At 32.0% G+C, this 21037-nt stretch carries 18 protein-coding genes and 1 pseudogene; 10 read left to right on the plus strand and 9 right to left on the minus strand.

Translation table 11 applies throughout. The features are described from left to right. The first annotated feature begins 53 nt into the window (after nucleotides 1–53). The 6 genes from WPG_RS14840 to WPG_RS14865 are packed head-to-tail and all read left to right on the plus strand — an operon-like array spanning nucleotide 54 to nucleotide 5595. A complete protein-coding gene (locus WPG_RS14840; protein ID WP_045474103.1) occupies nucleotides 54–1361 on the plus strand; it encodes a dicarboxylate/amino acid:cation symporter in 1308 nt (435 codons plus the stop codon). 56 nt (nucleotides 1362–1417) lie between these two features. Beyond that, nucleotides 1418–2455: a glutathione synthase gene (gshB, locus tag WPG_RS14845; RefSeq protein ID WP_084221598.1), complete on the plus strand. Its 1038-nt coding sequence runs from the start codon at nucleotides 1418–1420 to the stop codon at nucleotides 2453–2455. 6 nt (nucleotides 2456–2461) lie between these two features. Then, nucleotides 2462–3268 carry a sulfurtransferase gene (locus WPG_RS14850; RefSeq protein ID WP_045474107.1) on the plus strand — a complete coding sequence of 269 codons (807 nt, stop codon included), beginning with the start codon at nucleotides 2462–2464 and terminating at the stop codon, nucleotides 3266–3268. Between the two features lies 1 nt (nucleotide 3269). Beyond that, a complete protein-coding gene (locus WPG_RS14855; RefSeq protein ID WP_045474109.1) occupies nucleotides 3270–3605 on the plus strand; it encodes a hypothetical protein in 336 nt (111 codons plus the stop codon). Continuing rightward, nucleotides 3605–4435 (plus strand): N-formylglutamate amidohydrolase, encoded by an 831-nt coding sequence (locus WPG_RS14860; protein ID WP_045474111.1) that lies wholly within the window; start codon nucleotides 3605–3607, stop codon nucleotides 4433–4435. Before WPG_RS14855 ends, WPG_RS14860 begins: the two co-directional genes overlap by 1 nt. Further along, nucleotides 4435–5595 carry a flavohemoglobin expression-modulating QEGLA motif protein gene (locus tag WPG_RS14865; protein ID WP_045474112.1) on the plus strand — a complete coding sequence of 387 codons (1161 nt, stop codon included), beginning with the start codon at nucleotides 4435–4437 and terminating at the stop codon, nucleotides 5593–5595. The genes WPG_RS14860 and WPG_RS14865 overlap by 1 nt, the downstream gene beginning before the upstream one ends. Nucleotides 5596–6152: 557 nt before the next feature. On the opposite strand, the gene WPG_RS14870 is transcribed toward WPG_RS14865, so the two are convergent. Continuing rightward, on the minus strand, nucleotides 6153–6575 hold the full coding sequence (locus tag WPG_RS14870) for a thiol-disulfide oxidoreductase DCC family protein (RefSeq protein WP_045474114.1): 423 nt from the start codon (nucleotides 6573–6575) through the stop codon (nucleotides 6153–6155). A gap of 57 nt (nucleotides 6576–6632) precedes the next feature. Continuing rightward, a complete protein-coding gene (locus WPG_RS14875; protein ID WP_045474116.1) occupies nucleotides 6633–8801 on the minus strand; it encodes an endonuclease MutS2 in 2169 nt (722 codons plus the stop codon). 99 nt (nucleotides 8802–8900) lie between these two features. On the opposite strand from WPG_RS14875, the gene WPG_RS14880 reads away from it, so the two are divergent. Next, nucleotides 8901–9572: a uracil-DNA glycosylase gene (locus WPG_RS14880; protein WP_045475641.1), complete on the plus strand. Its 672-nt coding sequence runs from the start codon at nucleotides 8901–8903 to the stop codon at nucleotides 9570–9572. Nucleotides 9573–9939: 367 nt separating this feature from the next. Here WPG_RS14880 and WPG_RS14885 read toward each other — a convergent pair whose 3' ends face one another. From WPG_RS14885 to WPG_RS14905, 5 genes are read right to left on the minus strand one after another with little or no spacing between them, the layout of a single operon-like run. After that, complete coding sequence (locus WPG_RS14885; protein ID WP_045474118.1) at nucleotides 9940–10806, minus strand: substrate-binding domain-containing protein; 867 nt, start codon at nucleotides 10804–10806, stop codon at nucleotides 9940–9942. Nucleotides 10807–10834: 28 nt separating this feature from the next. Continuing rightward, complete coding sequence (locus WPG_RS14890) at nucleotides 10835–11707, minus strand: nucleoside phosphorylase (protein ID WP_045474120.1); 873 nt, start codon at nucleotides 11705–11707, stop codon at nucleotides 10835–10837. Then, nucleotides 11697–12638, minus strand: coding sequence for a hypothetical protein (locus tag WPG_RS14895; protein ID WP_045474122.1), 942 nt, complete (start codon nucleotides 12636–12638; stop codon nucleotides 11697–11699). Before WPG_RS14895 ends, WPG_RS14890 begins: the two co-directional genes overlap by 11 nt. A 3-nt stretch (nucleotides 12639–12641) precedes the next feature. Continuing rightward, complete coding sequence (locus WPG_RS14900) at nucleotides 12642–12971, minus strand: translation initiation factor (protein WP_045474124.1); 330 nt, start codon at nucleotides 12969–12971, stop codon at nucleotides 12642–12644. Then, the gene (locus WPG_RS14905) at nucleotides 12971–13921 is read right to left on the minus strand and encodes an isopenicillin N synthase family dioxygenase (protein WP_045474126.1); all 951 of its coding nucleotides are present in this window, start codon (nucleotides 13919–13921) and stop codon (nucleotides 12971–12973) included. Before WPG_RS14905 ends, WPG_RS14900 begins: the two co-directional genes overlap by 1 nt. A gap of 148 nt (nucleotides 13922–14069) precedes the next feature. Here WPG_RS14905 and WPG_RS14910 point away from each other — a divergent pair, with 148 nt between their 5' ends. Beyond that, nucleotides 14070–16070: a thiamine pyrophosphate-dependent enzyme gene (locus WPG_RS14910; protein WP_045474128.1), complete on the plus strand. Its 2001-nt coding sequence runs from the start codon at nucleotides 14070–14072 to the stop codon at nucleotides 16068–16070. Between the two features lie 18 nt (nucleotides 16071–16088). On the opposite strand, the gene WPG_RS14915 is transcribed toward WPG_RS14910, so the two are convergent. After that, the gene (locus WPG_RS14915) at nucleotides 16089–16985 is read right to left on the minus strand and encodes a hypothetical protein (RefSeq protein ID WP_045474131.1); all 897 of its coding nucleotides are present in this window, start codon (nucleotides 16983–16985) and stop codon (nucleotides 16089–16091) included. Nucleotides 16986–17178: 193 nt separating this feature from the next. Here WPG_RS14915 and WPG_RS14920 point away from each other — a divergent pair, with 193 nt between their 5' ends. Together WPG_RS14920 and WPG_RS14925 are read left to right on the plus strand one after the other, a co-directional pair. Next, the gene (locus tag WPG_RS14920) at nucleotides 17179–19497 is read left to right on the plus strand and encodes a T9SS type A sorting domain-containing protein (protein WP_045474133.1); all 2319 of its coding nucleotides are present in this window, start codon (nucleotides 17179–17181) and stop codon (nucleotides 19495–19497) included. Between the two features lie 531 nt (nucleotides 19498–20028). Next, entirely contained in the window at nucleotides 20029–20445 is a 417-nt protein-coding gene (locus WPG_RS14925) for a 3D domain-containing protein (RefSeq protein ID WP_045474136.1), read from the plus strand. Here the strand turns inward: WPG_RS14925 and WPG_RS14930 are convergent. Then, nucleotides 20435–20977 (minus strand): annotated as a pseudogene (locus tag WPG_RS14930) (ExbD/TolR family protein); the annotation flags it as partial. The gene WPG_RS14925 and the pseudogene WPG_RS14930 sit on opposite strands and share 11 nt — an antisense overlap. Between the last annotated feature and the right edge of the window lie 60 nt (nucleotides 20978–21037).

Genomic DNA, 21037 nt, shown 5'->3' on the forward strand with positions numbered 1-21037 from the left:
AAATATTTAACTTGTTGCCAATTTCTAACTAAGATATATTAATAACACCAACTATGAAAAAACTAGCCTTACATTGGAAGATCATAATAGGAATGATTCTAGGTATACTCTTCGGATTGGGTTTTACAACTTTTGAATCAGGCCCACAACTTATAGCGGACTGGATTAAACCTTTTGGAACCATATTTATTAATTCTTTAAAGTTAATTGCTATACCATTAATTCTTGCAGCTTTAATTAAAGGGATTTCAGATTTAAGAGATATTTCTAGTCTTTCAAAAATGGGATTGAGAACGATTGTAACATATATAATCACAACGATAATAGCTGTTTCCATTGGATTGTTTGTAGTTAGTACAATTCAACCGGGAGATTCTATTGAAGAAGATACCAGAAATGAGTTGATTGAAGCTTATGGAGGAGATGCTGAAGCTAAGCGACTTGCTGCCAAAAATCAGGAAGAAGCAGGTCCATTGCAGGCTTTAATAGATTTGGTACCTGATAATATTGTAAGTGCAGCCTCTAGTAATAGAAATATGTTACAAGTAATTTTCTTTGCTGTGTTTTTCGGTGTTGCTTTAATTCTTATTCCTGAAGAGAAGTCAAGAACAGTTAAAAACTTTTTTGATGGCCTCAATGAGGTTATACTAAAAATGGTAGACTTAATTATGCTGGCCGCACCTTATGGAGTATTCGCTTTAATGGCAGCATTGGTAGTAGAAGCACCAAGTGCCGATTTATTTGCAGCTTTAGGTATGTATGCTATATGTGTAGTTTTAGGATTAGCATTAATGGTTGTATTTTATATTTTCTTAGTCAAATTATTCACTAAAAAATCACCTAGTTTTTTCTTAAATGGTATTGCACCTGCCCAATTACTTGCGTTTTCTACAAGTAGTAGTGCAGCAACATTACCAGTAACTATGGAAAGAGTTACTGAACATTTAGGTGTAGAAGAAGAGGTTTCAAGTTTTGTATTGCCAATAGGTGCTACGATTAATATGGATGGAACTAGTTTATACCAAGCCGTTGCTGCAGTTTTTATTGCCCAAGCTTTTGGTATGGATCTTTCTTTCGGTACCCAATTAGGTATTATTGCTACTGCAACCTTGGCTTCTATTGGTTCTGCAGCTGTTCCAGGAGCAGGAATGGTTATGCTCGTAGGTGTATTAGGTTATGCTGGGATTCCGGAAGCAGGTCTGGCTCTAATATTTGCTGTAGATAGACCATTAGATATGTGTCGTACAATAATTAATGTTACTGGTGATGCTACAGTTTCAATGCTAGTTGCAAAGTCTCAAGATAAGTTGCATGAACCAAATCCTAAAAATTGGGATGACAATTATGATGATGTAAAATAATTTTCAAGACTCACAAAAACAATTTAACTTTATATCATCAACCAAAATATAAAAGGATGAATATTTGTTTTATAATGTATCCTTGGGAAGACATTGACCCAGAAAATGATACCAGTTTAGCTCTAATAAGAGAATGTGTTAAACGTAATCATGGTGTAGCTATGTGTACACCTGCTAATCTTACAATTAGAGATAGTGTAACCAATGCATTTTGCAATGTTATTGGTCGCATGGAAAAAGCACCATCAACTTTAAAATCGTTTTATAATAAAGCAAAACTTAGAGAAGAAATGCTGCCTTTGGCTGGTTTTGATGCTATTTTCTTTAGAGCAAATCCTCCTTTAGATCCTTTAATGCTTAATTTTTTAGATTCTGTAAAAGATGATGTGTTTATCGTAAACTCATTGCAAGGGATGCGAGAAGCTAATAATAAGCTTTATACAGCAGCATTTGGTGATGCACATAGTAATATCATCCCAAATACGCATGTATCTAAGAATAAAAAATATTTGGTTCAGCAGATTAAAGAATCTAAAGCAGACAAAATGATTTTAAAACCATTGAATGGTTTTGGAGGTTCTGGTGTGATTTTGATTGAAAAATCTGCAATGAATAATATCAACTCACTTTTAGATTTTTATATTAGTGCTGGTGATGGTAAATCTAATTACGTAATACTACAAGATTATATAGAAGGAGCCGATCAAGGAGATGTTAGAATTCTATTGCTAAATGGCGAGCCTGTTGGTGCTATGAGGCGTATTCCAGGTTCTGATGATCATCGTTCTAATGTGTCTGCTGGTGGAAGCATAGCAAAGCATACATTAACAAAAGCAGAAAAAGCATTATGTAAACAAATTGGCCCAAAATTAGTTAAAGATGGACTTTACTTTGTTGGTATAGATGTTATTGGTGGAAAACTGGTTGAGGTTAATGTAATGTCACCAGGTGGAATTACATACATCAATAAAGTTTATAAAAATAAACGTAAAGTTGAAGAGAAAGTCATTGACTTCTTAGAAAGTAAAGTAATAGACCAATTACAAGCCTTTGATCGACGTGCGCGATTACGTAAAGCAGTTGATGAAGCTTAATATAAAATGAAATTTACGCCTAACTTAATTTCTGTGGAATGGCTCAATAAAAATATTGAGAATCCAGACATTATAATATTAGACGCTACAATTAATAAGGTCATAGATGCATCTTCTCAAAGAATTCCAAAAGCTAGATTCTTTGATATTAAGAAGAGGTTTAGTGATGTTAATGCACCATTTCCAAGCACATTACCAAGTGCAGAGCAATTTCAGAAAGAGGCTAGAGGTTTAGGAATAAATAAAGACTCATTAATTATTGTCTATGATGATAAAGGTATTTACTCTAGTGCCAGAGCATGGTGGTTATTTAAGACGTTTAGATTTAAAAATGTTGCCGTTCTAAATGGTGGTTTGCCACAATGGATACTTAACGCATTTAAAGTTGAAGCTTATTCTGATGCTGTTTTTCGGCATGGTAATTTCGAAGCTAAATACAATTCAGAATTCATGACCGATTTTGTGGGTGTCAATGAGTTTTCTAATAATAACGCAACTTTAATTATAGATGCACGCTCAGAAGAACGTTTTAATTGTTTAGTAGATGAACCAAGAGCAGGATTGCGACGTGGAACTATTCCGAACTCTACGAACTTACCTTATACAAGATTATTTAATGATTATTTAATGAAACCTAAAACCGAACTTACAGTAATCTTTAATAATTTAGTAGATAATAAAGTGAAATTTGTATTTAGTTGTGGTTCTGGTATAACGGCTTGTATATTAGCTTTAGCAGCCACACTTTGTGACTATAAAAATCTTATTGTCTATGATGGATCATGGACTGAATATGGAACTCTAACAAAATAAAATGAAAACAATTGACTGGACAAGGGATGAACTCGTAGCTTATATTTTATTATTCGCAGCACATTCAGATTTTAAAGAAGATAATCATGAGCGTAATGTGATTATTTCTAAAGTAGATATGCAAACCTTTCAAGAAATTCACGATGAATTTGATAGCGATAATGATTATCAGGGCATTCAGAAAATTATGTTGAGTTTACGTCAACATGGTTATGATAAGGATGATGTTGAAATTCTATTGGCAGATATTAAGGTTTTGTTTTTCTCTGATGGAGAATTTAACGTTAATGAGCAAAATATGCTAAGGTCACTAGAACGTTTATTTAAAACTTTGTGATGCAACGATTATCAATAGATTCTATTATAGCGAAAATTAATGCTGAAGAAGCCTTTTATGCTGTATCAGATGATTATTCATTTACACTTAAAATAGATAAGTATGTACCATATGCATGTGCTGCTGTACATGATGGTCATCAGTTTAGAAAAGACCTTTGGGACAATTGCGCACATACAGAATACGAAAGGTGGTACGAAGAAGATCCAGAAACCAAAAACATGGTAATTTCTCATCCAATTCTTATTGCAGGATGTGATTCTAGATTTGAATATGATTTAAATCGAGATCCTGAAAACGCTGTCTTTGAAACAGCTTGGGGAAAACAACTCTGGATGCAATCGTTACCAGAATCTGAAAAAGTAAAGAGTCTACAGAAACATACCAACTTCTACAAAGTAGTACATGCTTTAATTTCTAAAATCGAAGACAAGTTTGGTGTATGCATTGTTTACGATATGCATAGCTACAATTGGAAACGTTGGGATAGGGAAGTGCCAACATGGAATTTGGGTACATCTAACATAGATAATGATCGTTTTGGAGCACAGATTGAATCTTGGAGACAAGCTTTAGCTTCAATTAAATTGCCAAATGATATCAAACAGTCTGCAAAAATCAATGACACGTTTCAGGGAAATGGATATTTCTTAAAATATATTACTAATAACTTTAAGAATACCTTAGTTTTGGCAACCGAAATTGCAAAAGTGTATTGCGATGAGTATAAGCAGATTAATTACCCAGAAGTAGTAGCAGCTGTAGAACAGCAATTAAAAGTGCTTTTGCCTCATCATGCAAACGAATTTTATAAGACCTATACTAACTAATGTCCCAAATAAAAAAGACAGAAGAGTTTCAAGATTTATTTGATATTGATTCCAACCTTAATCGATTGGTAAAGAATATTGAATTACTCAATTATATTAACCCGCTAAATATTGCTTCAGAAAAGAAGAGGTTTTATTCGTCTAAATATAATTACGAACCTCAGTTTAAATATCCTAAGATGCGCTTTAATGGTTATAAGCTGCATCGCTTGTTTTTTTCTCAACGTTTAGAACGTATACAAGATGAAGATATTAGGCAATTATATGAAGATATTATTTATGAGTATTCTGGTTTAATAGAATGCATAGAAACTATTGGGCAAGGCAGAAAATTTTATTTTAATAGCCTTAAGAGTTTCGGAACTCCAACGGAGAAGGATATAGAGAATGCTAAATTCATTTTACGTTTTGACGATTCTGAGTTTGACGAGGAAATGCTTCCTATGTATAATGCTGATGAAGCTAAAGCGTATTTTGACACCTATTCTAAGCGCTATGATTTTAATTACAATATTAAGATATCTAATAATCTTTCTGCAGCGGCAATGGTGTTAAATAACACACAAACACTTGTCTTAAGAAAGAGTCATAAATACAGTTTAAATCAGCTTAAAGTATTGACCAACCACGAAATTGGTGTGCATATGGTGACTACTTTTAATGGTTTAGATCAACCATTAAAAGTGTTTTCAAACGGTTTTCCAAATAATGTTGAAACACAAGAAGGATTGGCTGTATATTCAGAATTTATGAGTGGTTGTTTAACCATTGAGCGTTTAAAAGAATTAGCTTTTAGAGTTATTGCTGTAGATAGTTTAAATAAAGGCTATAGTTTTTCAGATACGTTTCATTTATTACATAGTCAACACAAAATGAATAGAGACAAAGCTTTCGGAATTACATTACGTGTTCATAGAGGTGGCGGCTTTACAAAAGATCATTTGTATTTAAGAGGTTTAAAGAAAATTTATAAGCGCGCTCAAAAAGGCAAAGACCTTGGTGTTTTACTGACAGGTAAAGTCACAATGGACTATATTCCAACAATAAAGAAAATACAAGCTATAGGATTAGCAGTTGAGCCTAAGTTTTTTACTGACGCTTATGAAGAAAACAATAATACTAATCCTAATTTAGATTTTATTCTGAAGAGTTTAAAATAACCTCAAAGCTAAATGCTTAAGTCTTTACTAATAAGAAGTTAGACTTGCTTCTTAATAGAATTCAATATATTCCTAACTAACTGAAACTAGGATTGAATTAACTTCACCTTACTTTGAGGTTTTCATTACTAACTGAGCTTAAAATCATTAACTTAAAAAAACTCAGAACTAAAATACTTTTAATGTAAGACGTATAAAATCAATATTGAGTGTATTGGTTTTAAAGTTGAGTGAACTATACTGATTGATGAGTTTCAGGTTTTATGCATCTTATAGATGTTATTTACACTTTTAAGTTTTAAAACAATTATATGTAGGTTTATATCGATTTTTTTTATTCAAAAGAGAATGACTTCTTATTTTTGGTATAACAAAATATATGCTATTAACCAATTAATTATTTCCCTCAAATAATAATTGAAATCAAATTTTGTTTAGACTGCAATAGTTTTAAGTAAATAAGTTGTTAATTTTTAAAAAGCCTTTTAGAATGGATGCTAAAAGGCTTTTTCTATGGACATATATTTCCATTCAATATTTTAAAATTATAAAGATACTTATTCTATAAACTTAGATTTTAATTCTGGTGTAGGTATCATGCAAGCATCTTTTTTACCGTACCACTTGTAACGATTTTTCGCCACATAATTATAAACCAAATTTCTTATAAATGTTGGCACAACAAAAAAGACTACCATTAAATTTGAAGGAAAGCCTAAATGCTTTGCTATATGTAAAGCTGCTGATGACTTATGTTTTAGATGATCAGATTTTGGATTATAAAGTAATATAGAATCCATTTTTTCTGTATTTATATCAAATTTATCTATAATGAATTCACCTATATCACTTTGTAGAGGTGCAAAAAGGAACTTATTTTTTTTATCCCGTTTTATAACATACAGTACACTGTTATTACAAAGGTTGCATACACCATCAAAGAGGATAAGTTGTTTGTTATGAGGTAAAATTTCTATCACATTACAAAGATAATGTCTATTTAAATAAGGTCTTAATGATTAACAAGTAATTAGTAATTATTTCTTTTTTGCCTCAACTAATTCTAATAAATCTAAACTCACATTAGTAGTAAACATGCCATAGTTTACATTAGCTTTTCCTTTTTCAATAGAATCAATACTGCCGATGGCTCTGCCATCATGCATGCGAACCCGATCACCAACTTTTAATATTGGTTTTGGTTTCTCAATTTTAACTTCTTTTTTCTTAGCAGCTTTTTTCTTTTTACGGATCACTTCAACTTTTTTATCGGCCTCAGCTTTTACTTGTCTTTCTTTATGCTTCTCAGCTTTTTTTTGTTTTGCAGTTAATTTTTTGCGTTTAGAGTTTTCAATTTGAACTAATTTAAATAACTCAGCCATTAACTCTCGCTTCTTTTTATTTTCGAAGTATTTTTCTGAAATATCATTAACTTTTTGACCTAAATAAATGAGTCGTTGATTACTGTCATATAACTCTTGAAAATTTTCTAATTTTTTCTGAACCTTTGCATTGATTTCTTCTAGCTTATCTGCTTCTGATATTTTCTTTTTTTCGTTTTCTTTTAGTGAGCGTTCTGTTTTTTCGAGCTTGCTACGTTGTTTCTGAAGTTTAGCTATTGTCGCATCAAAGCGTATTTTGCCGCGTTCTATTTTCTTCTTAGATTTATTGATTAAGCTATATGGTATGCCGTTTTTTTGAGCCACTTCAAATGTAAATGAACTACCAGCTTGTCCAATAACCAACTTATACATTGGTTCTAAGCTTCGTTCATTAAAAAGCATATTGGCATTTTCCATATATGGTAACTCGTTAGCCAACAGTTTTAAGTTAGAGTAATGGGTTGTTATAATACCAAAGGCTTCTCGTTCATAAAAGACCTCTAAAAAGGTTTCTGCTAAAGCACCACCAAGCTCAGGATCACTACCTGTTCCAAATTCATCAATTAAGAATAATGTTTTGTTATTACATTTCCTTAAGAAGTAATTCATTTGTTTTAAACGATAGCTGTATGTACTTAAATGATTTTCTATAGATTGATTATCACCAATATCACTTAGAATTCTATTAAATAAACATACTTTACTTCGTTCGTGTACAGGAATTAGCATACCACTTTGTAACATCGTTTGTAATAATCCAACGGTTTTTAAAGTGATACTTTTTCCACCAGCATTTGGGCCAGAAATAACAATAATTCTGCTTTCCTTTTCTAAACCTATAGTTTGGGGAAATGTATGTTCTCCTTTTTCTTTATTAGTTAAATAGAGTAAGGGATGATAGGCATCTCTCAAGAACATCGTTCGTTCTTTTGAGAATTCTGGCAAAATGGCATCCATGCTTTGTGCATATTTAGCTTTTGCAGAAATAACATCAATTTTAGTTAGAAATTCTTGGTAATTTTTAAGAAGTGGTGAAAATAACCTAATGTAATCGGTCAATTCCTTTAGAATTTTTGTAACTTCTTCTTTTTCTTCGTATTCTAAATTATTAAGTTCTCTAGTATATTGTAAGGTAGTTTCTGGCTCTATGTAAACAATGCTTCCAGTTTTACTACCTCCCATTATGGCACCTTTGACTTTTCTACGATACATAGCTTTTACTGCTAGTACACGCTTGTTTTCAACTACAGATTCTCTAATATCATCTAAATAATCTAAGTTATGACAAGTGTTTAATGCTGAAGAAAAGCTAGTGTTAATTTTCCCTTTTAGTTTGTTGATAGTTTTCCTTATATCTAAGAGTAGAGGTGAAGCATCATCTTTAACATCTCCAAATCGATCGACTACAGCATCAACTTGTTCTATAATTACTTTAGTGAATTCTATATGTTGGCAAGATTGCTTTAAATTAGGGTAATAATCTTTAAACTTTTCTAAAAACTTTAGAATTGAATTTACAGTTAGCGATAAGCTTACAAGCTTTTGCAAACTAGAAATTTCTAAATATGTATTTTCAATTTTAAGAAGCTTTAATTCTTTAGATATAGTCTCAAAACCATGATTAGGAATACGGTTGTCATTATCAAAAGAGGATAAGTATTCATTAACGTATGCCAATTCTAACATAAGTCCTTCTTCTTCAGAAAATGGTAGTATTGCCAATGTAGCTGTCTTACCTAAAGTGGTAATACAATGTTCGCTAATTTGATCTAAAACCCTAAAAAACTCTAGGTCTTCTAAGGTTTTCTTATGTATACTTATCATTAGTTATTGGTAAATTGAAGTTGCAAATTTAGGGTAATTGTGTTTATATGCCTAATGCCTTTATTTATTGTGTTTATTCTTATTTTTGATAAAAAATTAATGGATATAGATATTCATCATAGTTGGAAACCTTATTTACAGTCAGAAATTGAAAAGCCATATTTTAATGACTTAACCGAATTTGTAAAGATGGAGTATGCATCTTTTAAATGTTTCCCAAAATGGCCAGATATTTTTAATGCCTTTAATTATTCTCATTTTGATGACACAAAAGTAGTTATCATAGGCCAAGATCCTTATCATGGAGTTGGTCAAGCAAATGGGTTATGTTTTTCTATTAATGATGGAGTCTCACATCCTCCTTCATTAATAAATATCTTTAAAGAGATTGAACAGGACTTGGGAATTCCCTATCCTAAAACAGGCAACTTAATGCCTTGGGCGAACCAAGGTATACTGCTTTTAAATGCTACGCTTACAGTAAGAGCCCACAATGCTGGAAGTCATCAAAAGAAAGGTTGGGAGCGATTTACCGACTCCATAATTAAGGCTATAAGTGAAGAGAAAACAAATGTAGTCTTTTTACTTTGGGGTGGATTTGCAAAAAAGAAAAAGAAGCTAATTAACACAACTAAACACTTTGTTTTAGAAACTGGTCATCCATCTCCATTAAGTGCTAATAGAGGGTGTTGGTTTGGTCATAAACATTTTAGTAAAACTAACTCCCTGTTGCGGCAAGTTGGCGAGTCTGCAATGGAGTGGAAACTGTAGTTGGCTTGTTATTTCGTATAACACGAGGTTTTCTTTCCTCAACAATTTTAGATGTTTTATTACAGCTAAAAAATAAGAGTAAAAAATTAAACGCAACTAAGAAAGACAAAATCAGAATAATAGTTAATAGCATATAATCTGTAAATTATATCATAAGTATAGCATACTTACTTACTCAAATGTAACGAAATTTTTGATATACTGAAAGTTGTCGATGAAAATATGATTACGCAAAATACATTATGTCTTACGTATATTCAGTTTTTATCGATAATTATTGATTTTTAACGATGTTTTAAGTCAATCTATATTAGCAAATAATAGTATATTTTACAATAATTTGTTAATAAAGTAATATGTTTTTAACTTAAAATGAGCCTTCTAATGGATGAATTAAATCCAGGTAATCTACTTTTTTAGGGATAATTTTTAAATTGAAGAGTTGATTCTGAACATTAGTAATAGTCTTTTCATCTATGAGTTCTTGTGACCATGAAGTTAGAGAAAGCCATTCTTTGACATCTTCTAATTCTTGTTCGTATCGATTTGCAATTGTTTTATCAATTGAGGGAATTGCTTTAAAATCTGTTGTTGTGTTATTTATAATATTTAAAATCGTTTTTAAATCATCTTTATTATTATCTATAAATTCTTCCCTAACGGCAATGACAAAACAAGGCCAAGGAGAAGGGCAATTATCTATTCTTCTAAAAATACCATCATCTACTAAAGGCTTTGTAGTAAACTTTTCCCACATAAAATAATCAGCATCACCCTCAGTAAGTCCTTTTACTGCTCCATCTAAGTTTTTAATCACTTCAAAATTTAGATCTTTTTTTAAGTCCCAGTCATTATTTTTTGCATTAATGTAAGCCATTAGGTGAGAACCAGATCCATATCTGCTAATAGCAGCTCTAGTGCCTTTAATATCTTTAATAGTTTTAAACTTTGAGTCTGCAGCAACGTGAATTCCCCAAATTAGAGGTGTTTCTACAAACGTTTGTACAATTTTTGAAGGGTTACCAGCTATAATGTCTTTTATGATACCCTCGGTAAGAATAACAGCAATATCAATATCACCAGACCGTAACCCTTTGCACATGGCACCTGTACCACCATAATAATCGTGCCATCTAAGATTTATATCTTCAGCTTTATATTCACCATTTTTAAGGGTTAAGTACCATGCTAAGTTAAAGTGTTCAGGTACACCTCCTATATTTACTTTTTTCATTTATGCTGAACTTAATACAGTAACTTAATTAAATATTGACAATACGCTCTAATGCATACTTTATTAGTATTTCTACAGTTTTCTTAGGATCTTTACTGAAATCACCATTAGCTCTGTTTGCTATAATTGCATTTAAAGATAATGCCTCATGTCCTAGTAATTTTGAAAGCCCATATATTACAGAGGTTTCCATTTCAAAGTTTGTAATTCTAAAATCTTTATAACTAAAAGAGTCTAACTTATTGTTTAGTCCAGCATCTTGAAGTGGAAGCCTTAATACTCGTCCTTGAGGACCATAAAAACCTCCAGCTGTACCTGTCATACCTTTATATACAGAATCGCTTTCAAAGTACTTTTCTAAGTATTTACTATTATTTATAATAATTGGTCTCGCTTTATTTTTGTCCCAATCTGTGTGCTTAATAAATGCATCTTCAATTTCTGGGTTGCTAATACCATCTATTTGATAAAAATGTAGCATGCCATTAACATCCAGAGCATGAGTACTTATTAAAAACGCGTCAACCGGAATATCTGCTTGTAATGAGCCAGAGGTTCCAATTCTAATAATATTAAGGCTTGATAATTCCGTTTTTGGTCGTCGAGTTTTTAAATCAATGTTTACTAATGCATCAAGCTCATTAAGTACAATGTCGATGTTGTCTGGACCAATTCCTGTGGATAAAACCGTAATTCTTCGATCCTTATAATATCCTGTTTGTGTTTTAAATTCTCGTTTTTGAGTACTAAATTCAATACTATCAAAGTGCTTGGTGATTTTCTCTACACGATCTTGGTCACCAACAAAGATAATTGTATCCGAAATATCTTCGGGTTTTAGATTTAAGTGATAAACACTTCCATCTGGGTTTAAGATTAACTCAGAGTCTTTAATTGCCATTTATAATGGTTTTTACAAGTTTGTTCTGTTCTACACTAAATTGAAATTCTAAACGCTCAACACCACCATAGGTCATATCATTACCCATTTCGGTGGCAAAATTATGCTGTCTTAATAAGGCTTCATGCCCTTTTCTATTAAGCTTAATATCTTTATCTGTAACATCCAAAAATATGGAAAGCTTATCGATAATACGTTTCATTTGAGTATCACCAAACCCATAATAACCTTGATAATTAAGACTATAGCCCAATAGATGATGATGCGAATTGATTTGATTATCTCTTACCAATCTAAGGATATTATCTTCTAAAACACTTAGTCCACTTTTTTGATGAGGAAAGCGTTTTAAATGTGCCTTTAAGCAATTAGTCATATATTTAAAGCTAGATGGTCTGACAATATATGGCTTAAGAATATTATGATCTGTACCGCAATAGGTTCTCCATAAAGCTATACATAGATCAATATCTTCTTGTGTTAATAGAATTTTATTATTGTAATGCGATTTTAATTGTTCAGGGTTTAATTCGCCCAGGCCTTTTAAATTTTTTTCACCCTCTACACGTCCACTGCAAATAAGATATAAAGGCTTGTTAATTTTCTTTTGGTGTAATAGATTAATAACACCTATGAGATTGATGTGACAGAATAAATCATATTCAAACCATAAGTTAATTTCTGAATAGTCCTCAGCAGAATCTAATTTAGATAACTCACTTTTAAGTTCATCAGTATTCACTTCAATATCGTAACTAGATTTAAGAAATTCTGTTCTTAGTTCAAAAAATTCATCAGAAGCTATGGCGGGAATTGTTGGTCCTTCGCACAACATTTCTTGCCACGTTAAAATATCATCTGTAAAATCTAATTCTAGCAAATAATCTGTTAAGGCATTACCATTTGTAATGTGTAGAATATTTTTACCCATAAATTAACCTCCGACGCGTTTAACATTAAATCCTTTTTCCTTTAGCATTTCCATGATCTTATCTCTGTAATCTCCTTGAATTATAATTTTATCATCTTTAAAACCACCACCAACACTCAGTTTAGTTTTAAGTTCTTTGGCTAATTTTTTGAAATCTTCTTTTGCACCTGTGTATCCTTCGAGAATAGTAATTGGTTTTCCTTTTCGTTTTTCGTACTTACAAAGTATTGGATCGTCTTGTAACCAAATACTATTTTTAGTATTATCAGAGTCGTCCTTAGGCTCAGGAGTGTGATCTGGGAATAAATTTTTTAGTTGATCTTGTAAATCCATTATTTTTTAATCAACCCAAGCTCAATTAAGCGTTCGTTTAAAAACTCACCTGCAGTAATATCATCAAATTGTTTTGGGTTTTTATCATCAATACAGCTTTCTAATACATTCAGTTTCATTTCGCTAATAGGATGCATAAAAAACGGAATAGAATAACGAGAAGTTCCCCAAAGTTCACGAGGTGGGTTTATAACTCTGTGTATAGTTGATTTTAACTTGTTGTTTGAGTGTCTAGATAACATGTCACCTACATTAATCATTAACTCATCTGGCTCAGCAATAGCATCAATCCATTCTCCGTCATTGCGCTGTACTTGTAAGCCACGCCCTTGTGCTCCCATAAGAAGTGTTATTAAGTTGATATCTCCATGAGCTGCGGCTCTCACTGCATTTTTTGGTTCTTGTGTAATTGGTGGATAGTGAATTGGTCTTAAAATTGAATTTCCATTATGAATATAATTATCAAAATAGGTTTCTTCTAAGTCCAAAAATAAAGCTAAAGCACGTAAGACATACTTAGCTGTTTTTTCTAACATAGCATAAGTTTCTTTACCAGTCTTATTAAATTCAGGAAGCTCTTTAACTTCTACATTTTCCGGATATTCCTTTCTGCGTTCTTCATCGTCTTCTACATACTGACCAAAATGCCAAAACTCTTTTAAATCTCCTTCCTTTTTACCTTTAGCACTTTCTTTACCAAAAGATATATAACCACGTTGTCCTCCAATACCAGGAATCTCATAGCTTTCTTTTGTTTCTATCGGTAAGTTGAAAAAGTTTTTTACCTCACCATATAAACTATCTACTAATTCATCGTCTAAAAAGTGACCTTTTAAAGCGACAAAACCAATATCTTGGTATGCTTTTCCTATTTCATCTATGAACTTTTGTTTTCTATTTGGATCACCAGAAATGAAATCCTTTAAATCTACGCTAGGTATTCTATCCATCGGAATTTTATTTTAAATATTTGTCAATATACAAATCTAAAGAAAATAGTGCTAAAATATTAGTCCAGAATTATTGATATTTTGAAGTTATTGATACAATATTGAGTCAAATTTATTTACATTTGAAGTAATACTGAAACACGAACTTATGCCTACCATAACGAAAAGCAACATTGATTACGATAAGCGTAATCTTAGTGATAAAGCTTTATTGAAGCTTTATTATAATATGTTGAAACCTCGATTAATTGAGGAAAAAATGCTTATTCTTTTACGTCAAGGTAAGATTTCAAAATGGTTTTCTGGAATTGGCCAAGAAGCTATTTCTGTAGGAGTTGCTATGGCTTTAAAGCCAAGTGAGTATATTCTGCCAATGCATAGAAATCTTGGAGTTTTCACAACACGTGGTATTCCATTGCACCGTTTGTTTTGTCAATGGCAAGGAAAAGCGAGTGGTTTCACAAAAGGTAGAGATCGTTCATTTCATTTTGGCACCCAAGAGTATAATATTGTGGGTATGATATCACATTTAGGGCCACAATTGGGTGTAGCAGATGGTATTGCTTTAGGAAACTTGTTGAAAAAAAACGGAAAGGTAACAGTAGTATTTACTGGTGAAGGAGGAACAAGTGAGGGTGATTTTCATGAAGCTTTAAATGTGGCTTCTGTATGGCAATTACCTGTTATTTTCTGCATTGAAAATAATGGCTATGGATTATCAACACCAACCAGTGAGCAATATCGATGTAAGAATCTAGCAGATAGAGGTAAGGGTTATGGTATGGAATCTTTTATACTAGATGGTAATAATGTTATTGAAACTTATACTAAAGTTAAAAAACTGGTAGAAAGCGTTAGAAAACGACCTAGACCAATTTTAATTGAGTTTAAAACCTTTAGACGTCGTGGACATGAAGAAGCAAGTGGTACTAAATATGTGCCTAAGAAGCTGATGCAAGAATGGGAAGCTAAAGATCCGATTGAAAACTTTAGAAGTTATTTATTTAGCAAAAAAATTCTAACACAAGAAATTGAAGAAACCTATACTAACGAAATTAAAGCAGATATTGATACCTCACTAGAATCTGCGTATGCTGAAGACGATATAGTCCCTAGTAAAACTAATGAATTAAATGATGTATACAAATTGTTTGATTATAAAGACATTAAGCCAAATAAAGATGTTAAAGAACTTCGTTTGATTGATGCTATTTCTGAAGGCTTAAAACAGTCTATGGAAAAACACAAAGACTTAGTAATTATGGGACAAGACATTGCTGAATATGGTGGTGTTTTTAAAATTACTGAAGGTTTTGTAAATCAATTTGGAAAAGATAGAGTTCGTAATACTCCGATTTGTGAATCTGCTATTATTGAAGCCGGAATGGGCTTATCTATTGCAGGTATGAAAGCGGTTGTAGAAATGCAATTTGCTGACTTTGCAACCTCGGGTTTTAATCCTATAGTTAACTATTTAGCAAAATCTCATTATAGATGGGGGCAACAAGCAGATGTCGTTATTAGAATGCCTTGTGGTGGTGGAGTAGCTGCTGGACCATTTCACTCACAAACTAATGAAGCTTGGTTTACTAAAACACCTGGCTTAAAAGTAATTTACCCTGCTTTTCCTTATGATGCTAAAGGTTTGTTAGCTACAGCTGTTAATGATCCAAATCCTGTGCTATTCTTTGAACATAAAGCATTATATAGAAGTATACGACAAGAAGTGCCAACAGATTATTACACCTTGCCATTTGGTAAAGCTTCAATTTTAAGAGAAGGGGAAGCCGTAACAATTATAACTTATGGTGCTGGCGTAAATTGGGCTTTAGAAACCTTAGAAAATAACTCAGATATTTCTGCGGACTTAATTGATTTAAGATCATTACAACCTTTAGATAAAGAAGCTATTCTAAACTCAGTTAAAAAAACAGGAAGAGCAATTATTCTTCAAGAAGATTCTCTATTTGGTGGTATTGCTAGTGATATTTCAGCAATGCTTATGGAAGAATGTTTTGAATATTTAGATGCACCTGTAAAGCGTGTAGCTAGCATGGAAACACCTATTCCATTTCTTGGCAATTTAGAAGACCAGTATATGGCGAAAGGTAAGTTTGAAGGGGTTTTGAAAGAATTGTTAGATTATTGAAATTATCGTTGTTTAATTTTACTTTTCAATTTTATCATAATTTTTCAATACTTTCAGTGACCACAATGTTTGAATGCCTGCCCATTCTAATTTTGTTCCTTCACTAATTCCATACCAAGTATCCCAACGTCCGTCATTTTTTTGTCTATTGATTAATTCTGCTAAATCAGCTTCAATAGTCTCTTTAGCAAATAGAGAATAAAGAATGCTTTCCGAAGAAGGAGCATAATTTAAACTATGCGGTTTTTCGTAAAGGCTCCAACCATCATCTGATTTATCATTACAAAGGACTCCATCAGCTAAGATCCATTTCTTTAAGTCGCTAATTACTTTTTTTGCTTTATCCTGACTTGTAGTATGTTTCAAGAACATTAGCCATCTAGGTATGCATAGATAACAAAAAACATGTTTTTCTTTTATTCGATCAAATTCATTCCAAACAAATTGTTCAGCATTCGTCATCCATGGAATATCTACATTATATTTTTCTAAAATGCCCAATAGCGGTGCTGTAGTGCTCAAAGCTGCCCATTCTTTTACTGTTTTAAAATGTTCTTCACACGGATAATCACTTTTAGGTCTTAACATCCATGGTATTCCTCCTTTTTCAGTAGTTACACTTTCAAAGTAAGGCATAAAATCTTTTTGTATTAACTCGGCACTCAAATAGCCAACTTCATCCAAGATTTCAAGAGCCATTATGCTAAATAGTGGTTGACTTTCTGGTGAAGCTGTGTCTGGTTCCATTCCATGACCAAAACCTCCGTCTGAATTTCGGTAAGCATAAACGGAATGAAATACACCTTCATTATTGCCATTTTCAAAATAGAATTCAAATAAACGTCTTTCTATCATTCTCGCATTAGACAAAATAAAGTCTTTTGCTTGTAGATAGTTGCTTTTAGATAGTTTCATTTTGGTTTTTCATGATAGTTAAAATGACTTAAAAGTTAATAGAAAAAATACTAGAACAAAGTACTAATACAGTGTAAATATATTTACTTTAATCGAATAAATATGCATATAGTCGATTTGTAATAGTACTAGTTTGATAATTCTTTTCGACCATGTTTAAAAATATTACATTTAAAAAAAATATCTATTAACTATGAAAAATACTTTACTTTTTGCTTTTATTTTTATGTTCTCACTGTGCTTTGCGCAAGAGATTCCAGAAGATGTTAAGCCACCTAGTTGGAACTTAGACAACTTATCAAATGTAATTCCTTTTAAACTCGCTCCTTTTAATTTAAAAAACCTTCAAGATGAAGATGAAATAAATGATAAAGACCAATCAAAACCATGGAGATTTGGGCACGATATCTATGTAGATCACAGTTTTAATGATGTTGGTGAATGGACAACCTTAGAAAATGGAGATCGTATCTGGAGAATGTCTTATAAATCTAAAAATGCTCATACTATAAACTTTATGTTCGATGTTTTTAGAATACCTGTTGGCGCTAAACTTTATGTATATAATAACGAAAAAACAGACATATTAAGACCTTTTACACATCATAATAATAATCCAGAGGAAATATTGGGAACTTGGTTAGTTGAGGGTGATCAAGCTTGGATTGAATATTATCAGCCGGCACATGTAACTGATAAAGCAAAGATTGTTGTTGGTTCTGTAGTTCATGGTTATCGTACTGCAGAAACTTACCAAAAAGGATTAAATGATTCCGGTGCTTGTAACCAAGATGTAGACTGTGATATTACACCAAGTGGTGCAGATCCTTTTGATTTAGATACCGTAAAAGAAAATGTAAAAAAGGCAAATGCTATGATGGTGACTGGATCTAATGGTTTTTGTTCGGGTACGCTTATTAATAATTCAAATAATGATGGTACACCATATTTTATGACTGCTAATCACTGTGGTGGTGGTGAGGCAGGCTGGGCTTTTAGATTTAATTGGAGAAGTCCAAACCCATCATGTTCAACTAATGTTAATAGTACTAATGGTACTTTTAACCAAACAGTAAGTGGAGCAATTTTGAGAGCCAATAGTTCAGAATCTGACATGGAGTTAGTGGAAATTACTGATACTAGTTTTTTTAGTAATAACTCAGATCTTGTTTGGGCAGGTTGGAATAGATCTACAACGGATCTTCCTGCTCTTAATTTCGGTATTCATCATCCAAATGGGGACATTCAAAAAACATGTAGAGATGATGAAGGTGCTACAAGAGTTGTGTCTCCATTTAATGGAAATTCTACTGCAAAAATGTGGTTGATAGACGATTGGGATTTAGGTGTCACTTCTCAGGGATCTTCAGGATCTGCCTTATATAATGAAACAGGCCACCTAATAGGAGTGTTGTCTGGTGGCGGTGCTCAGTGTTCTGGAACAGTTGACAATGGCTTATCAGATATTTATGGCCGATTTGGGGTTGCATGGGACTTTGGAAGCACACAAGCAAGTAGACTTAAAGAATGGTTAGACCCTTCAAATTCTGGAGTCAATGTATTGGATCAATATCCACCATTAGAGACTTTTGGTCTAGATGCTCGTGTTAGTGCAGGTTCTGGTAATGATTCAGAAATATGTAATGAAGCCTTTTCTCCTGAAGTGACGCTTATAAATCCAGGAAACTTAACGTTATCATCGGCAGATGTAACATACTATATTGATTCAGAATCTAGTACTACTGTTAATTGGTCAGGTTTGTTAACAAGCGGTGGAAGTGTAGTTGTAGCAACACCAACATTTAGTAACCTCAGTTCTGGAGATCATACATTTACTATTAGTGTGAACAATCCCAACGCTGGTTCTGACGAAAACACATCAAATGATAATTTTGTTTTCAATTTTAATGTGTCACCTTCTTATTCAACTTCTGAAATTGTATTTAACATTTTGACAGATAATTATGGATCTGAAACGACCTGGGAATTGAGAAATAGTTTAGGTGCAATAGTTAGTAGTGGACCTTCAACGCCTTATGCTAATGCTACTACATATCAAGAAACAATAACAATACCTAGTTTTAACGAATGTTACACTTTTACTATTTCTGATTCAGCGGATGATGGAATTTGTTGCGGTTATGGTATTGGTAATTATAATATTGAAGATGCTAATGGTAACGTAATCATTAATTCTAGTGGTAATTTTGGTACTTCAGAATCCATATTGTTTAAAGCTCAAGATCCATTAAGTTTAAATGAATTTGGTTTAGATGATTTAGTTAATATATTTCCTAATCCTGTAAAAGATAATCTGGGTATTGTTTTAACCAGTATTAGTGAAAATGTTAAGTACCAAATTTTTAATACACTTGGTCAAAATATTGCAAATGGAAATTTAGAAGGAAATATGATGCATAATATTAATATGTCTCAATATTTAAGTGGAATTTATTTTATTAAGTTAAGTACTTCTTCTAGTACTATAACTAAAAAGGTCATTAAGAAGTAGATTTCTTATTACATACAACTAAAAAAGTCAGTTTTTCTATTATAAAACTGACTTTTTGCATTTAATAACGAATGTGATTAGCATTTGAATCATATTACATTTTAATATTTTCTAAGTCATCATCTAAGCTATTGGATGTATCGACTATTTTTGATAAAGTTCTCATAATTGATTTGATTTTTTTGATTGATGAAATGTTATATTACCTATAACGTCTTTTGCAGTTCCAAGTATAACTTTTTGTGTCTGTCGATGTACTTGATAATTGGTTGCTGTTTAAAGTTCTCATAATTGTTTGATTTTTTGATTGATGAAATGTTATATTACCTATAACGTCTTTTGCTGTTCCAAGTAAAACCTTTTGTTTCTGTAGATGTATTTGATAATTGATTGTTGTTTAAAGTTCTCATGTTTTTTCGTTTTTTAATTGATTTATACTTTATAGACGACATTAAATATAAAATGTTACAGTACTTTGTATAACATAGTATTGATTTAACAATTTTTAACTAAAAATGTATCTTTATACTTATGAAGAAACCTATATGTTGTATTTTATTTATAGCCATACTAATATTTTCTTGCAAGAAAGAAGTGGAGAAGGTGTGCTATAATAAGATATTTCAGGTTACTGCGACTGCCTATAATTCTTTAGCATACCAAACGAGCTCTAATCCGCATATTACGGCTTTTGGTGATAGCTTAAAACCAGGGATGCGATATATAGCTGTATCAAGAGATTTATTAGATTCTGGATTAGTGCATAATACCAAAGTGAAGCTTGATGGTTTTGATAGTCTATATATCGTTAAGGATAAAATGAATAGACGTTGGAGAAAACGTATCGATATTTATATGGGTATTGATGTGAAGAAAGCAAAGCAATGGGGAAAAAGGAAGGTCAACATAGAATATTGCACCCCTTTGAAAGACTCAATTAGTCATTAGTGCGTTTTACTGGTACCTCAGAAACTATGAAAGGATATACTTTTTTAACTACTTCTAATTCTTGTTTAGTCAATGCAATTGGTGTTTTGTTAAACTTTAATTTAGTGTAACGCGCTCTTAAATCGTAATATGCTTTTGAAATTTCATTTTGAACTTCAATAAATAAACTATATTTAGTTAGAGCATCATGGCTAAGTGAGATTACAGCATCTTTTGGGTGATCTGAAGATTCACTAGATTGTTCCCCTTCACAATAATCACAAGCTGATTTACCATCGTTCTCAACAAATGATTTCACTAGCTGTTCTACTTCAGATAGTTCAACAATGTCGTCATTGATCATAATTTTTTGGTTTGCATTTAAAGCAATTTTTAAAATATTACGTTCAGGAATATTCTCTTCACAATTATCAGTTTGACAAATACAGGGCAGTTTGCGTATCATGCCTTTATCAGCTGAAATGGTCGTTGTTACTAAAAAGAAAATGAGTAACAAAAAGGCAATGTCTGCCATAGATCCTGCATTGACCGTCGCAGAATGTCTTCTAAATTATTTCTTAATATATTATTTAAATGTTAATGATTTAGAAGT

Origin of the sequence: Winogradskyella sp. PG-2, assembly GCF_000828715.1 — a bacterium.
Taxonomy (GTDB): Bacteria; Bacteroidota; Bacteroidia; order Flavobacteriales; family Flavobacteriaceae; genus Winogradskyella.

Bases quoted from the DNA above. Each gene is read 5' to 3' on its own strand.
- WPG_RS14840 (WP_045474103.1), top strand. From the start codon at position 54: ATGAAAAAACTAGCCTTACATTGGAAGATCATAATAGGAATGATTCTA.
- gshB (WP_084221598.1), top strand. From the start codon at position 1,418: ATGAATATTTGTTTTATAATGTATCCTTGGGAAGACATTGACCCAGAA.
- WPG_RS14850 (WP_045474107.1), top strand. From the start codon at position 2,462: ATGAAATTTACGCCTAACTTAATTTCTGTGGAATGGCTCAATAAAAAT.
- WPG_RS14855 (WP_045474109.1), top strand. From the start codon at position 3,270: ATGAAAACAATTGACTGGACAAGGGATGAACTCGTAGCTTATATTTTA.
- WPG_RS14860 (WP_045474111.1), top strand. From the start codon at position 3,605: ATGCAACGATTATCAATAGATTCTATTATAGCGAAAATTAATGCTGAA.
- WPG_RS14865 (WP_045474112.1), top strand. From the start codon at position 4,435: ATGTCCCAAATAAAAAAGACAGAAGAGTTTCAAGATTTATTTGATATT.
- WPG_RS14875 (WP_045474116.1), bottom strand. From the start codon at position 8,801: ATGATAAGTATACATAAGAAAACCTTAGAAGACCTAGAGTTTTTTAGG.
- WPG_RS14880 (WP_045475641.1), top strand. From the start codon at position 8,901: ATGGATATAGATATTCATCATAGTTGGAAACCTTATTTACAGTCAGAA.
- WPG_RS14885 (WP_045474118.1), bottom strand. From the start codon at position 10,806: ATGAAAAAAGTAAATATAGGAGGTGTACCTGAACACTTTAACTTAGCA.
- WPG_RS14890 (WP_045474120.1), bottom strand. From the start codon at position 11,707: ATGGCAATTAAAGACTCTGAGTTAATCTTAAACCCAGATGGAAGTGTT.
- WPG_RS14895 (WP_045474122.1), bottom strand. From the start codon at position 12,638: ATGGGTAAAAATATTCTACACATTACAAATGGTAATGCCTTAACAGAT.
- WPG_RS14900 (WP_045474124.1), bottom strand. From the start codon at position 12,971: ATGGATTTACAAGATCAACTAAAAAATTTATTCCCAGATCACACTCCT.
- WPG_RS14905 (WP_045474126.1), bottom strand. From the start codon at position 13,921: ATGGATAGAATACCTAGCGTAGATTTAAAGGATTTCATTTCTGGTGAT.
- WPG_RS14910 (WP_045474128.1), top strand. From the start codon at position 14,070: ATGCCTACCATAACGAAAAGCAACATTGATTACGATAAGCGTAATCTT.
- WPG_RS14915 (WP_045474131.1), bottom strand. From the start codon at position 16,985: ATGAAACTATCTAAAAGCAACTATCTACAAGCAAAAGACTTTATTTTG.
- WPG_RS14920 (WP_045474133.1), top strand. From the start codon at position 17,179: ATGAAAAATACTTTACTTTTTGCTTTTATTTTTATGTTCTCACTGTGC.
- WPG_RS14925 (WP_045474136.1), top strand. From the start codon at position 20,029: ATGAAGAAACCTATATGTTGTATTTTATTTATAGCCATACTAATATTT.